General features: G+C 67.6%; 12 protein-coding genes. 4 read left to right on the top strand and 8 right to left on the bottom strand.

Features of this window, described 5'->3' with window-relative positions; translation table 11 throughout:
* The first annotated feature begins 28 nt into the window (after positions 1–28).
* From IE122_RS02865 to IE122_RS02850, 4 genes are all read left to right on the top strand, one after another.
* Positions 29–2,737, top strand: a complete 2,709-nt coding sequence (locus IE122_RS02865; protein WP_189619757.1) for a bifunctional [glutamine synthetase] adenylyltransferase/[glutamine synthetase]-adenylyl-L-tyrosine phosphorylase — start codon at positions 29–31, stop codon at positions 2,735–2,737.
* Positions 2,737–3,210 (top strand): peroxiredoxin, encoded by a 474-nt coding sequence (locus IE122_RS02860; protein ID WP_189619551.1) that lies wholly within the window; start codon positions 2,737–2,739, stop codon positions 3,208–3,210. The genes IE122_RS02865 and IE122_RS02860 overlap by 1 nt, the downstream gene beginning before the upstream one ends.
* A gap of 8 nt (positions 3,211–3,218) precedes the next feature.
* Positions 3,219–4,103, top strand: coding sequence for a ferritin-like domain-containing protein (locus IE122_RS02855; RefSeq protein ID WP_189619550.1), 885 nt, complete (start codon positions 3,219–3,221; stop codon positions 4,101–4,103).
* Positions 4,104–4,180: 77 nt separating this feature from the next.
* The gene (locus IE122_RS02850) at positions 4,181–4,903 is read left to right on the top strand and encodes a M23 family metallopeptidase (protein ID WP_229813669.1); all 723 of its coding nucleotides are present in this window, start codon (positions 4,181–4,183) and stop codon (positions 4,901–4,903) included.
* 510 nt (positions 4,904–5,413) lie between these two features.
* Here IE122_RS02850 and hemN read toward each other — a convergent pair.
* The 8 genes from hemN to ccoO form a co-directional block, all read right to left on the bottom strand.
* The gene (gene hemN, locus IE122_RS02845; RefSeq protein ID WP_189619549.1) at positions 5,414–6,727 is read right to left on the bottom strand and encodes an oxygen-independent coproporphyrinogen III oxidase; all 1,314 of its coding nucleotides are present in this window, start codon (positions 6,725–6,727) and stop codon (positions 5,414–5,416) included.
* A gap of 65 nt (positions 6,728–6,792) precedes the next feature.
* Complete coding sequence (ccoS, locus tag IE122_RS02840; protein WP_189619548.1) at positions 6,793–6,975, bottom strand: cbb3-type cytochrome oxidase assembly protein CcoS; 183 nt, start codon at positions 6,973–6,975, stop codon at positions 6,793–6,795.
* On the bottom strand, positions 6,972–9,137 hold the full coding sequence (locus IE122_RS02835) for a heavy metal translocating P-type ATPase (protein WP_189619547.1): 2,166 nt from the start codon (positions 9,135–9,137) through the stop codon (positions 6,972–6,974). The genes ccoS and IE122_RS02835 overlap by 4 nt, the downstream gene beginning before the upstream one ends.
* A complete protein-coding gene (locus IE122_RS02830) occupies positions 9,134–9,589 on the bottom strand; it encodes a FixH family protein (RefSeq protein ID WP_189619546.1) in 456 nt (151 codons plus the stop codon). Before IE122_RS02830 ends, IE122_RS02835 begins: the two co-directional genes overlap by 4 nt.
* Positions 9,590–9,623: 34 nt before the next feature.
* Positions 9,624–11,084 carry a cytochrome c oxidase accessory protein CcoG gene (gene ccoG, locus IE122_RS02825; protein WP_189619545.1) on the bottom strand — a complete coding sequence of 487 codons (1,461 nt, stop codon included), beginning with the start codon at positions 11,082–11,084 and terminating at the stop codon, positions 9,624–9,626.
* A gap of 128 nt (positions 11,085–11,212) precedes the next feature.
* Positions 11,213–12,145, bottom strand: a complete 933-nt coding sequence (gene ccoP / locus IE122_RS02820) for a cytochrome-c oxidase, cbb3-type subunit III (RefSeq protein WP_189619544.1) — start codon at positions 12,143–12,145, stop codon at positions 11,213–11,215.
* Positions 12,135–12,314 carry a cbb3-type cytochrome c oxidase subunit 3 gene (locus tag IE122_RS02815; RefSeq protein ID WP_189619543.1) on the bottom strand — a complete coding sequence of 60 codons (180 nt, stop codon included), beginning with the start codon at positions 12,312–12,314 and terminating at the stop codon, positions 12,135–12,137. The genes ccoP and IE122_RS02815 overlap by 11 nt, the downstream gene beginning before the upstream one ends.
* Complete coding sequence (gene ccoO / locus IE122_RS02810) at positions 12,311–13,060, bottom strand: cytochrome-c oxidase, cbb3-type subunit II (RefSeq protein WP_189619542.1); 750 nt, start codon at positions 13,058–13,060, stop codon at positions 12,311–12,313. Before ccoO ends, IE122_RS02815 begins: the two co-directional genes overlap by 4 nt.
* Positions 13,061–13,066 lie beyond the last annotated feature (6 nt).

Genomic DNA, 13,066 nt, shown 5'->3' with positions numbered 1-13,066 from the left:
GGCCACGCATCACGGCAGGGATAGCGGGATGAACCCGGACTGGACATCCGCCCTCGATCGCGCCCGCACCCACGCGCCTTACCTTGCGCGAGGCCTTGAAATCCTGCCGGACCTGACCGCGCTGCTGGCTGAAGGCGATGGCGAAGGCGCGCTGGACTGGGCGCGCCGCGCCGGAGTGGATGCGCCTGATGTCGGCGCTGCCCTGCGTCGGGAAAAGCGCGCGCTGGCGCTGGCGCTGGCGATCGGCGATCTGGCCGGGGCTTTCCCGCTGGCGCGGGTGACCGGCGAGCTTTCCGCCTTTGCCGACCGCGCGCTCGATGCCGCGATCGCCGATGCCCTGCGCCGCCGGGTGCCCGATTGCGAGCCGGGCGGGTTCATCGCCCTCGCGCTGGGCAAGCATGGCGCGCGCGAGCTCAATTACAGTTCCGACATCGACCCGATCCTGCTTTACGATCCCGCCCGCCTGCCCCGGCGCGAGCGCGACGACCCCGGCGAAGCCGCACAGCGCACCGCCCGCACGCTGGTCGAGACGATGACGCGGGTGACCGACGAAGGCTATGTCCTGCGCGTTGACTTGCGGTTGCGCCCGGCGTCCGAAGTGAGCCCGCTGGCAATCTCTGTCGATGGCGCGCTGACGCATTACGAAAGCTCCGCCCTCACCTGGGAACGCGCGGCGTTCATCCGCGCCCGCGCCTGCGCCGGGGACGTCGCTGCGGGGGAACGCTTTCTGGCCGTGATCCGGCCGTTCGTCTGGCGCAAGAGCCTCGACTTCGGAGCGATCTCGGAGATCGGGCGGCTGACGCAGCAGATCCGCGCCAGCACCGGCAGTGCGGTGGCGCTGGGCCCCGGCTTCAACGTCAAGAAAGGGCGCGGCGGCATCCGCGAGGTGGAGTTCTATGCGCAGGTCCACCAGTTGATCCACGGCGGCCGCAATCCGGCGCTGCGGCTGCGGGGCACGCGCGCGACGCTGGATGCTCTGGCCACCGAGGGCCTGATCCCGGCCGAGGATGCGCATGTGCTGGGCCAGGCCTATGACCGCCTGCGCACTGTAGAGCATCGCCTGCAGATGGTCCGCGATCAGCAGACCCACGCGCTGCCGGTGCAGGCCGAAGCGCTGGACAATGTTGCTTGGCTGGATGGCCTGGCCGATGGCGCGGCCTTGCTGGCGGAACTTGCCGGTCTCACCGAAACCATCGCGACGCGCTATGACGCGCTGATCCGCGCCAATGCCCCGGCGGTGCCCGGCAGCCCGGTGGCGATGCCGGCGCAAGGCGATCTGCGCGACGATCTGGAGCGGCTGGGCTTTGCCGATCCCGATGCCGTCGCCACCCGGATCGACGGGTGGAGTTCGGGGCGGATGCGCGCGCTGCGCAGCGATGCCGCGCGCACCGCTTTCGAGACGATCCGCCCCGACCTGCTCGCCGCGCTGGCTGCTGCCCCCGAGCCGGAGCGCGCGCTGGGCCGGTTCGAGCAATTGCTCAACCACCTGCCCAGCGCCATCAACCTGTTCCACCTGCTCGAAGCGCGGCCCGGCCTGCTGGCGCAGCTTGCGCGCATCCTGTCGATCGCCCCGCCGCTGGCCGATGCCTTGGCCCGCCGCGCCGATCTGCTCGATCCGCTGATCGATGCCTCCGCCTTCGAACTGCCGGGACCGGTGCCGGTGCTGGTGGACATGCTTTCGCGCGCGGAGGCCGGGGACGACTACGAAAAAGTGCTCGACCGCATCCGCCGCAAGGTGGGCGAATGGCGGTTCGCACTGGGTGTGCAACTGATCGAAGGCCGCAACGATCCGATCGCCATCGGCGAGGCACTGGCGCGGATCGCCGAGGCGGCGCTGGAAGTGCTGACCTGCGAGTCACTCAACCATTTTACGCACAAGCACGGCGTGGTGGCGGGCGGGGAACTGGTCGTCCTCGGCCTTGGCCGGATGGGCGGCGGCGTGCTGACCCACGCCTCGGACCTTGATCTGATCTATCTGTTCACCGGCGATTTTCACCGTGAATCCGATGGCCCGCGCCCGCTGGGGGCCACGCTCTACTTCAACCGTCTGTCGCAGCGCGTCACCGCTGCGCTTTCGGTGCCGACGGCCGAGGGTACGCTCTACGAGGTCGATACCCGGCTGCGCCCCTCGGGCGATCAGGGCCCGCCGGCGGCCAGTATCGAAAGCTTCGTGCGCTACCAGCACGAACAGGCCTGGACCTGGGAACACATGGCGCTGTGCCGCGCCCGGGTGCTGCACGGATCGCCGGAAGCGCGGGCGGAGCTGGAGCGGATCATCGGCGAAGTGCTGCGCATGCCGCGCGATGCGCACAAGCTGCGCGCCGATGTGCTGGAGATGCGCGCGAAGATGGCGCAGCACAAGCAGCCCAAGGGCGCGCTGGACGTGAAGCTGCTGCGCGGCGGGCTGGTCGATCTCGAATTCCTCGTCCACCACGCGCAATTGCGCCATGGCGAAGGGCTGGTGCCGCATCTGGGCCACGCGATTACCGCGCTGGTCGCCGCCGGGCTACTGCCGCCGACGCTGGAACAGGCCAACGCGGTGCTGTCCCGCTTTCTCGTTGCCGCGCGGTTGCTGGCCCCCGATTGCGCGGTGCCATCGCAGGCGGCGCGCATGGCGCTGGTCCGCGCCTGCGGCTATGGCGACTGGCCTGAACTCGAATCCGCGCTGCTGGCGGCGCGCGAGGCGGTCGGCACCGCGTGGCGCGAAACCTTTGCGGAAACACTGGAGATCACCTGATGACCACCCTTCCCGGCCCCGGCGACGCTTTCCCCGCCTTCACCCTCGAAACCCCGGATGGCGGCACCGTTTCGCTGGCGGATTTCAAGGGCGAAAAGCTGGCCGTGTTCTTCTACCCCAAGGACGATACGCCCGGCTGCACCACGGAAAACAAGGATTTCTCGGCGCTCAAGGACCAGTTCGCCGCAGCCGGCACCGCACTGCTGGGCGTCAGCAAGGACCCGCCGGCGAAGCATGCCAAGTTCGCCGCCAAGCACGATCTCACCGTCCCTCTCGCCAGCGACAGCGAGGAGGGCGGGCTGTCCGATGCGCTGGGGATCTGGACCGAGAAGCAGAATTACGGCCGCACTTACATGGGCATGGTCCGCACCACCTATCTGGTCGGCCCGGACGGCACGATCGCGCAAGTGTGGAACAAGGTGAAGGTCAAAGGGCACGCCGAAGCGGTGCTGGCCGCAGCCGCCGCGCTCTGAGCCGTCCGATGCCTGCCCATGCCGACGTTTCGGCGGCGATCCGCGCCGCGCTGCTGCAACGCGATCCGCGCGCGAAGGTGATGGTGACCCGCAACGTCGCGCGCGACTGGCGGCTGGGGCGCCTCCCGCTCGGCTTCAGCGCGACGATGCCCGATGAGCCGGGTCGCCCGGCGCGCCCCGAACTGCTGTCTCCGGGGCAGATGCCGAAGCGCGGCAAGGCGGGATCGGAGCGGGGCCGGATCGCGCTGTGGCATGCGCTGGGCCATATCGAATTTGTCGCCATCGATCTCGCGCTCGACATGGCGGGGCGATTCGGGGCCGCCCTGCCCCCGGAAAGCGCGCGGGAGTTCGTCTCGGACTTTCTCGCAGTTGCAGCAGACGAGGCAATTCACTTCGCGCTGATCGATCGCCACTTGCGCCGGCTCGGCAGTTTCTACGGCGCGCTGCCGGCCCACGCCGGACTGTGGAGCGCCGCGCGGGAAACCAGCCACGATGTGCTGGCGCGGCTGGCGGTGGTGCCGATGGTGCTCGAAGCGCGCGGGCTGGACGTCACGCCGGGCACGCTGGCGCGGGTGCGCGGGGCCGGGGATCAGCGCGGCGCGGCGATCCTCCAACGAATCCTTGACGACGAAATCCGCCACGTCCGGTTCGGCGCAAAACATTTCACCGCACTCGTCGAACGCACCAGCGAAGACCCCGCCGAACTGTGGAAATCCTTGGTTGCGCGCCATTTTCGCGGGATGCTTAAGCCTCCGTTCAACGACTCGGCGCGGCTTGCAGCCGGTCTGTCGCGCGATTTCTACGCAGGGGTTGTCTGTGAGAAAACTCACGGCATAACCCATGCTCGTGAGACGGCGGGGGGTTCCGACCATCTCCAGACACTGCGGACCTGATCTCCGGCCAGCCGGATCGGGTCTGACAAATCAACGCCGCGCATGTGCGTGCAGCGGCGAACGATAAGGTATTGCGAGTGGTCGTAACGAAGTTTTTCGCCAAGTTCCGCGCGGTGACCGGGTCGCTCGCGGTGGCAGGCATGCTGGTAGCGGCGCATCCCGCACTCGCGAACAGCAGCGCCGCCGCCGTCGATATCGCCGTCCCGCTGCGCGCTGCCCAGGCTGCCAACCCTTCGGTAGCCGGTGCAGAGGACGAACAGTTCAAGCAGCTCTTCAGTTCCTGGCAGAAGTTCGAAGACACCGGTTTCATCGCCTCGCGCAAGACCGCCCCTGACACGATCGGCACCCGCCGCCTCCCCACCAGCGTTTCGATCCCTTCGGTAATGCCGATCCGCGGCGAAGTTCTGACCAGCGGCTATGGCATGCGGGTGCACCCGGTGCTGGGCGGCATGCGCGCGCACAAGGGCGTCGATTTGGCCGCGCCGGTCGGTACGCCGGTGTTCGCGCCGGCCGATGGCGTCGTCAGCCGCGCTTCGTGGTTCAGCTCTTACGGCCTGTTCATCTCGCTCGAACACGGCGCGGACCTGCAGACCCGCTACGGCCACCTTTCGCGCGTCAACGTCGCCGAGGGTCAGGCCGTCCACAAGGGCGATCTGATCGGCTATGTCGGCACCACCGGCCGCTCCACCGGCCCGCACCTGCATTACGAAGTCCGCGTCGATGGCGTCGCCGTCAACCCGGCCCCCTACATGCAGTCGAGCCTCGCCGCCGTTGAAAACGGCGATGCCAAGGGCGGCTGACACCTCGATTTGATAAATCCACCGACTGCCGGAAGGCCCCGCGTCTACGACGGGGCCCGGCGACTACAGGTTTGGAGAGGAAGGAAAAGGCGGTCCCCACGGGCCGCCTTTTCTGCTTTCGCGGCCGCGCGCGTGCAGCGGGCAAAAAAGGGGGGCGACCGATCACGAGGTACGGCCGCCCCCTTGAAGTGGGGAGAAGTGGTTCGCAGCGTTCCGGAAAGGATTGCTGCGAGACCGGCAAGAACGGGTTTCGCAGCAATCCGCCTCAGCCGCATTGACCGCGATCAAGAACGGCGATTGTCGAGAATTTTCAGGTCTTCCCGTCCCGTTCGTGTCGCACCGACGCTCGCCCCCTCCGCTTCGTCATCGCGAGCGACCGCAGGTCGCGCGGCGATCCAGAGCCGTTTACTCCGCCCTGGATTGCTTCACCGACTTTGCGGTTCGCAATGACGATCAAGGGCATTACTGCAGGACCGGACCCTGCAGCGGTCTTCGGGCAAGGGCGAAGGATCAGATCGCCGAACTGAACCGGCGCACCGAATCGCGGCGGTAGGGGTCGAAATGCGCGACGATCGAGCGGGCATAGGGGAGCGCATCGGTGGCGATCACCAGATCCTCGCCGTCGAAGCTGCACAGCCCGGCATCCTCGAATGCGCCGAGCATCGGCCCGACCTCGCAGCGCAGGTCCTGCGGGACGGCGGCGCGGCCCTGACACAGCAGCGCTTCGATGATCCGGCCCCGGCGCTGGTCGTCCTCGCTGCGCAGGATGCCGTGATTGGCAGGCAGGCGATCCTGCGACAGCAGCATGCGGTAGCGGCCGGCGTTCTTTTCGTTCTGGGCCAGCAGCCCGGCAAAACCGCTGATGGCCGACGCGCCAAGGCCGATCAGCGCCGGGGCGGTATCCTCGGTGAAGCCCTGGAAATTGCGCCGCAGGGTACCGCGCGTCACTGCCTGAGCGATCGCATCGCCGGGCTTGGCGAAATGGTCGAAACCGACCGCCACGTACCCTTCATCGAGCAGCCGGCGATAGCCATGCTCGGCCATGGCGAAGCGGGTCCGGGCATCGGGCAGCGCGCCGGCATCGATCTTCTTCTGGCGGGAGATGATGTGCGGGACATGGGCATAGCCGAACAGCGCGATCCGGTCTGCGCCGAGCGCCACCGTCTGGTCCAGCGAATCGTCGAGATCGGCCATGGTCTGGCCGGGCAACCCGTACATCAGATCGAAGTTGATCGATGCCACCCCGGCGGCGCGCAGCAGTGCCGTGCCGTTCTCGATCATCCGGGCCGGCTGGATGCGGCCTATCGCCTGCTGCAAAGGGCCTGCGAACGTCTGCACCCCCATGCTGGCGCGCGAGATGCCGAGCGAGGCGATCACCGCGCCCCATTCCGCAGTCAGCGTGCGCGGGTCGAGTTCGATCGACAGCACCGGGTTATCGAGGTCGAAGTGCAGCGTCAGCGCATCCATCAGGCGAACGAAATCCACCGGCGAGATGCCGTTCGGGCTGCCACCCCCGAAGGCGATCCGGCCGACCCGTGCGCCCGCCCCCAGCCCGGCCGCGACCAGCGCGATCTCCCGATGCAGCCCGTCAAGATAGCTCGCCACCCGTTCGCGCCGGTTGGCAACGCTGGTGTTGCAGCCGCAATACCAGCAGATCTTCTCGCAAAAGGGGATGTGGACATAGAGCGAGACGAGGCCATGCTCAGCCGCCAGCGCTTGGGCCATGTGGCGCGGGCCGATCGACGCGTTGAACTCAGCCGCCGTCGGGTAGCTGGTATAGCGCGGCACCGGGATCGCCAGAAGCTGGGGGTGGTACGTCCACATGGCGTACCTGATCGCCTTCCCGCGCGCGATTTTCATTGCGTTCGATCAAGCCGGGAGGCGGGCCCTCACCGTGTGTCGCGCGCAGGCTCCGCTTTGGCCGGACCGTCATCCTCGTCATCGATCAGGATGCGGTTGGCGGCCCCGTCCAGATCATCGAACTGGCCACCTTTCATCGCCCAGAAAAAGCACGCGAGGCCGAAAAGGCCCATCAGCAGCGCCAGCGGAATCAGGAACCCCAGGATGCTCATGCCGGTGCGCCCTCCCCCGCTTTCGGCCCGGCCCCGCCTGCCAGCCGCAGCGCGTTGGCGACGACGATCAGCGACGATGTGGACATCGCCACCGCCGCCAGCAGCGGGGTGACGAAACCGAATATCGCCAGCGGCACCGCCAGCACATTGTAGCCGATCGCCAGCACGAAATTCTCGCGCACCACCTGCATCGTCCGGCGCGCCATGCGCACCGCCAGCGCCACCGGCATCAGCCGATCGCCGACGAACACCGCATCGGCGGCCTGTTGCGAGACATCGCTGGCCCCGCCCGGAGCAAGGCTGACGTGGGCACCGGCCAGCGCCGGCCCGTCGTTCAGGCCATCGCCGACCATCAGCACCTTGTGCCCGGCCAGGGCCCGTGCTTCGAGCAGGGCGAGCTTGTCTGCCGGCTGCATCGCCCCGGTTGCCTCCAGCCCCAGTTCCCGACCGACTTGCGCCACGGTTTCGGCGCGGTCACCCGAAGCAATCGCGGTGTGGAGCCCCAGCGCATTCAGCGCGGCCAGCGCCGCCCCGGTATCGGGCCGCAAGGCATCGGCAAAGGCCAGCCGGTGGCGGGTGCCGTCGATCAGCAGATCGACCGCCAGCCCGCCGGTCTCGATCTCCGGGCGCACCAGCGCCACCGTGCGGCCTTGCCACTGCCCGGTCATGCCGTGCCCGGCGGTCTCGTCGACGCCATCGACGGCGGCCGGTTCTACGCCCGCCTCACGCAGCGCGCGGGCAAGCCCCCGGCTGAGCGGGTGACGGCTGGCCTGCGCCAGCGCCAGCGCCACCGATTGCGCCTGCGGATCGAGCACGGCGAGATCGGTCGGCCGCGGCTCGCCCAGGGTCAGCGTGCCGGTCTTGTCGAGCAGCACCTCGTCCACTTCGGCCAGTCGTTCGAGCGCTGAGCCGTCCTTGATCAGCAGGCCGCGCTTCATCAGCGTGCTGGCGGCCACCACTTGCGCGGCGGGCACCGCCAGCCCCAGCGCGCAGGGGCAGGTGATGATGAGCACCGATACCGCGATGGTCAGCGCCTGGTGCCAGCCCGCCCCGGCCAGCATCCAGCCGCAGAAGCTGAGCAGCGCCAGCGTATGGACTGCCGGGGCGTAAAGCCGCGAAGCGCGATCGGCGATGCGGACATAGCGTGAGCGCGATTGCCCCGCTTCGTCCATCAGCCGGGCGATATCGGCCAGCGCGGTGTCGCGCGCGGCGGCGGTGACCTTGAGCCGGATCGGATTGCCGAGGTTGACCATGCCGGCATGGATCGTATCGCCCGGCCCCGCCGCGCGCGGTTCGCTTTCGCCGGTCAGCATCGAATTGTCGATCGTGGTGCGCCCTTCGACGATGACGCCATCGGCGGCCAGCGCTTCGCCGGCGGCGACCAGCACGATCATGTTGGGGGCCAGCCTTTCGGCCTCCATCCACTCGGTCGAGCCGTCCGGGCGGACGACGTGCGCGCCCTTGCCCATCCGGCCGAGCAGCGCCGAGATGCCCGATCGCGCCCGGTCGCGCATCATCGCATCGAGCACCCGGCCCGCGAGGAGGAAGAACAGCAGCATCACCGCGCCATCGAAATAGGCGTGCGCGCCGCCATGGACGGTTTCGTACAGGCTCATGCCCGTAGCCAGCAGCACGCCGATCGAGATCGGCACGTCCATGTTGGTGCGCCGATAGCGCAGCGCCATCAGCGCCGAGGCGAAGAACGGCCGCCCCGAATAGGCGACGACCGGGATCGCGATCACCGCCGAGAGGTAGTGGAACATATCCCGCGTAATAGCATCGGCCCCGGACCACACCGAAACCGACAGCAGCATGATGTTCATCATGCCGAAGCCGGCCACCGCCAGCGCGCGCAGCAGGCGCTTGGTTTCCGCATCTTCGCGCGCCAGCGGGTTGTCCGCCGCCCGCTCCGCCTCGAAGCCGAGCTTGCGCAGTTCGCCGATGATGGCATCGCCGGTCAGCCCGGCTTCGTGACTGACCGCCACCCGCCGCGCCGAGAAATTGACCCGCGCCGCAGCCACACCGGGGACGGCGGACAGGCCGCGTTCCACCTTGGCGATGCACCCGGCGCAGCGCATGCCGGGCACGGTGAAGCGGCTGTCGAGCAGTTCGGATGGCCCGTCGGCGCCTTGGGGGGAAAGGGCGGCGACAGGCGCGTTCATGACAAGGGTTCCTCGGTGTGCCAGATCTGGCCGTCCGCCTGGACAGCCAGCCGCAAAGTCCAGCGGCCGGCAGGGAGGGACTCGCGACTTATATAGCCTCCGTGGCCGTCGGCATCAAACGTCAGCGCCATATCGTCCTCGACGCCCAGCGGGTGCCAGGCGTCGCCCGACAGCGTTGCCCCCGACGGGGCCTGTTCGATGCGGACGTAGAGCTTGCCATCGGACTGGCGCATCGCCTGCGCTTTCCAGCCCAGCGCCTTTTCCTTCGCCGCTTCATCCAGCCAGCGATTGAAGTCCTGGCTGGCGACGTAGGAATTCTCGACCACCACGCCGCCGAATGTGCTGACGGCATAGTGCGCCATCAGGAAGTTGATCCCGATCACCACGCCGAACCCCAGGACCAGGATCGTCGCCATGTGCCTACCGGTGAACCGGCCGCTTCTGCTGCTCATCGTATTCCCCTCCATTGTTATTATGCTGTTCATCTCAGGGGGCTCCTGCGGGGGTGTCGAATTGCACTTTTGCGTTATCCGCTTCGCCCGCCTGCCCCAGCGCCTGCAGCGCGAAAGTGAAGTCCTGGGGCGGGGTGTTTGCCGGGGCCACCACATAGGCGCGCACCGACTGCGTCTCGTCCGCGGCGACCGTGCGCACGATCTTGCGCGCGGCCTGTTCGCGGCCGACGTCGTCGCTCCACAAGAGACCGCCGGACAGCCCTTCGAGCGCGATCTCCATGCGGCGCGGGCGGCCTTCCATGTTGCGGATGCGCAAGGTGTAGGCGTTGCGGATCGAGCCGTCGCTCAGCACGATGTACGGCGGGTTGCGATCCTTGGCGGCGGTCAGATCGGTGTGGATGCGCGTGCCCAGCATGAACAGCAGCGCCAGGCCGATGCTGCCCCAGACGGTGAAGTAGACGAGCGTGCGCGGACGCCAGATCAGCTTGAGATGGCGGGTAGGCGGATTGCCGGCCTTCTCGCGCTCGGCATCTTCCAGCGTCGCGTAATCGATCAGGCCGCGCGCCCGCCCGGTTTCCTTCATCACCCGGTCACAGGCATCGATGCACAGGCCGCAGGTGATGCAGCCGATCTGCGGTCCTTCGCGGATATCGATCCCGGTCGGGCAGACCGCGACGCACTGGTTGCAATCGATGCAGTCCCCGAACTGACCGGGGCTCTTCTCGGCCTTCTTGACGCTGGCACGCGGCTCGCCGCGCCAGTCCTTGTACGTGACGATCAGGCTCTTTTCATCGAGCATCGCGGTCTGGATGCGCGGCCAGGGGCACATGTAGATGCACACCTGTTCGCGCATGAAACCGCCGAGCACGAAGGTGGTCATGGTCAGCGCGAAGACCGTGCCATAGGCCACCGGCGCGGCCTGGCCGGTCCAGAATTCGTGATGCAGGGTAGGCGCATCGGCGAAATAGAAGATCCACGCGCCGCCGGTGGCGAAGCTGATCGCCAGATAGACCGTCCACTTGGCTAGGCGGCGGGCGATCTTGGCCGGGCCCCAGGGGGCCTTGTGCAGCCGGGCGCGGGCGTTGCGATCGCCGTCAAAGAAGCGATCGACATGCTGGAACAGGTCGGTCCAGACCGTCTGCGGGCAGGCATAGCCGCACCATGCGCGGCCCACCGCGCTCGTCACCAGGAACAGGCCGATTCCGGCCATAATCAGCAGCCCGGCCACGAAATAGAATTCGTGCGGCCAGATTTCGATGCCGAACATGTAGAACCGGCGGTGCGCCAGATCGATCAGCACCGCCTGATCGGGTGCATAGGGCCCGCGATTCCAGCGCAGCCACGGCGTGACCCAGTAGATCGCCAGGCACAGGACCATGACCGCCCACTTGAAGCGGCGGAACGGGCCGTCGATGCGCTTGTTGAACACCGGCTCGCGCGCGGCATAGAGCTTGGGGGCCGGCTGGCCCGCCGTGATATGTTCGGACTTGTTCATTTCCCCTGATCCCGGGTCCTGAGATGTCCCCGCGCTTTGCCCCTGGGGGCAGGCGCGTTCCATGTTCTGCATCAAATTTGCCGCCGCTTTCGCCCCGATTGGGGGACAGGGCGAAAGCGGCAGGCGGGTTACTCTGCCGGTGCTGCGGAAGCGTCGGCGGCCGGGGCGGGAGCGGCCGGAACCGTCGCGAACGCCTCACCGCCGCCCAGCGAATGGACGTAGGCGGCCAGCATCTTGACCGTGACCGGATCGAGCCGGGTGCCCCAGGCCGGCATCACACCGTGCTTGGGCGCATTGACCTGCGCCACCACATCGGCGCGGGTGCCGCCATAGAGCCACACCGCATCCGCAAGGTTCGGCGCGCCGAACTGGCGATCGCCCTTGCCGGCGGGGCCATGGCAGACGGCGCAGTTGGTTTCGAACAGCGCCTGGCCGCGCTGCGCGGCGGCGCTGGCCTTTTCCCTGCCCGACAGGGTCAGGACGAAGCTGGCCACGTCCTGGATCTGCGGCGCGGTCAGCAGCCCGTCCTTGCCGAAGTTGGGCATCATCGAATTGCGCGTTTCGGCATCATCGGGCTGACGGATGCCGTGCATCAGCGTCTGCTGGATGGTGGCGAGATCGCCGCCCCACAGCCAATCATCGTCATTGAGATTGGGGAAGCCCGGCGATCCGGCGGCACCGGCACCGTGGCACTGCACGCAGTTGACCTTGAACGCCGCAGCGCCGCCCGCCACCGCCGCATGCATCAATTGCGGATTGTTGGGCAGTTGTTCCAGCGGGGTGGCGGCGATCTGCGCCTTCATCTGCGCGCGGCCCGCTTCGGCGGCCTTCATCTCGCCGTCCAACTGCCCCCGGCTCGACCAGCCGAGCGTGCCTTCGGTGCCGCGCGACAGCATCGGCAGCGCCGGATAGGCCACCACATAGCCGATCGCGAAGACAATCGTGGCGTAGAAGGAATAGAGCCACCAGCGCGGCAGCGGGGTGTTGAGCTCCTCGATCCCGTCCCATTCATGGCCGACGGTCTCGGTCTGCGTCGCGTCGTCGATCCGCTTATTGGCCATCGTTTTCGTCCTTGAAGATCATGGTCGCCGCCGCATCGCTCTTGCGCTTCATGCCCGGCAGGAACGGCCAGACCACCAGCACCAGAAAGATCGCCGCCATCCCCATCAGCACCCAGCTATCGGCAAGTTGCCGCAGCAGTTCGTAGGTGGAGTGATCGGAGCCGCTCATCGCCCCTTCTCCGTCGCCAGTTCCTCCTGCGCGGAGGCGTCGTTGACATCGACCATGGTGCCCAGCACCTGGAGGTAGGCGACCAGCGCATCCATCTCGGTCACCCGCGAAGGATCGCCGTCGTAATCGCGGATCTGCGCCTTGGGATAACGCTTGGCGAGATCGCCGGCGTCGGCCTCGGGATCGGCCTGGGCGTTGAGATCGGCGGCCGCGTTCTTGATATCGGCATCGGTATAGGGAACGCCGACCCGACTGAGCGCGGTCAGGTTCGCGGCGATGTCCGGCACCTTGAGCGCGTTCTCCGCGAGGAACCCGTACTTGGGCATGACCGATTCGGGCACGACCGATTGCGGGTTGGTCAGATGCTGGACGTGCCAGCTATCCGAATACTTCGCTCCCACGCGCGCCAGATCGGGTCCGGTGCGCTTGGATCCCCACTGGAAAGGGTGATCGTACATCGATTCGGCGGCCAGGCTGTAGTGGCCATAGCGCTCCACCTCGTCGCGGAAGGGGCGGATCATCTGGCTGTGGCAGACGTAGCACCCTTCGCGCACGTAGATGTCACGCCCGGCCTGTTCGAGCGGCGTATAGGGCCGCATGCCGTGCACTTTCTCGATCGTGTTATCGATCCAGAACAGCGGCGCGATCTCGACGATGCCGCCGATGGCGACAGTCACCAGGGCAAGCGCGCCAAGCAGCGTGACGTTCTTCTCGATCGTCTTGTGCTTCTCGGTGAAGGAAGTCATTTTTCG

Source organism: Novosphingobium colocasiae (assembly GCF_014652555.1).
In the GTDB taxonomy this organism is placed as follows: Bacteria; Pseudomonadota; Alphaproteobacteria; order Sphingomonadales; family Sphingomonadaceae; genus Novosphingobium; species Novosphingobium colocasiae.
Note: the sequence above shows the minus strand (reverse complement) of the source record. Positions and strands in the feature narration are given on the sequence as shown.

Coding starts and splice junctions, on each gene's coding strand:
- IE122_RS02865 (WP_189619757.1), top strand. CDS start 29: ATGAACCCGGACTGGACATCCGCCCTCGATCGCGCCCGCACCCACGCG.
- IE122_RS02860 (WP_189619551.1), top strand. CDS start 2,737: ATGACCACCCTTCCCGGCCCCGGCGACGCTTTCCCCGCCTTCACCCTC.
- IE122_RS02855 (WP_189619550.1), top strand. CDS start 3,219: ATGCCTGCCCATGCCGACGTTTCGGCGGCGATCCGCGCCGCGCTGCTG.
- hemN (WP_189619549.1), bottom strand. CDS start 6,727: ATGTGGACGTACCACCCCCAGCTTCTGGCGATCCCGGTGCCGCGCTAT.
- ccoS (WP_189619548.1), bottom strand. CDS start 6,975: ATGAGCATCCTGGGGTTCCTGATTCCGCTGGCGCTGCTGATGGGCCTT.
- IE122_RS02835 (WP_189619547.1), bottom strand. CDS start 9,137: ATGAACGCGCCTGTCGCCGCCCTTTCCCCCCAAGGCGCCGACGGGCCA.
- IE122_RS02830 (WP_189619546.1), bottom strand. CDS start 9,589: ATGAGCAGCAGAAGCGGCCGGTTCACCGGTAGGCACATGGCGACGATC.
- ccoG (WP_189619545.1), bottom strand. CDS start 11,084: ATGAACAAGTCCGAACATATCACGGCGGGCCAGCCGGCCCCCAAGCTC.
- ccoP (WP_189619544.1), bottom strand. CDS start 12,145: ATGGCCAATAAGCGGATCGACGACGCGACGCAGACCGAGACCGTCGGC.
- IE122_RS02815 (WP_189619543.1), bottom strand. CDS start 12,314: ATGAGCGGCTCCGATCACTCCACCTACGAACTGCTGCGGCAACTTGCC.
- ccoO (WP_189619542.1), bottom strand. CDS start 13,060: ATGACTTCCTTCACCGAGAAGCACAAGACGATCGAGAAGAACGTCACG.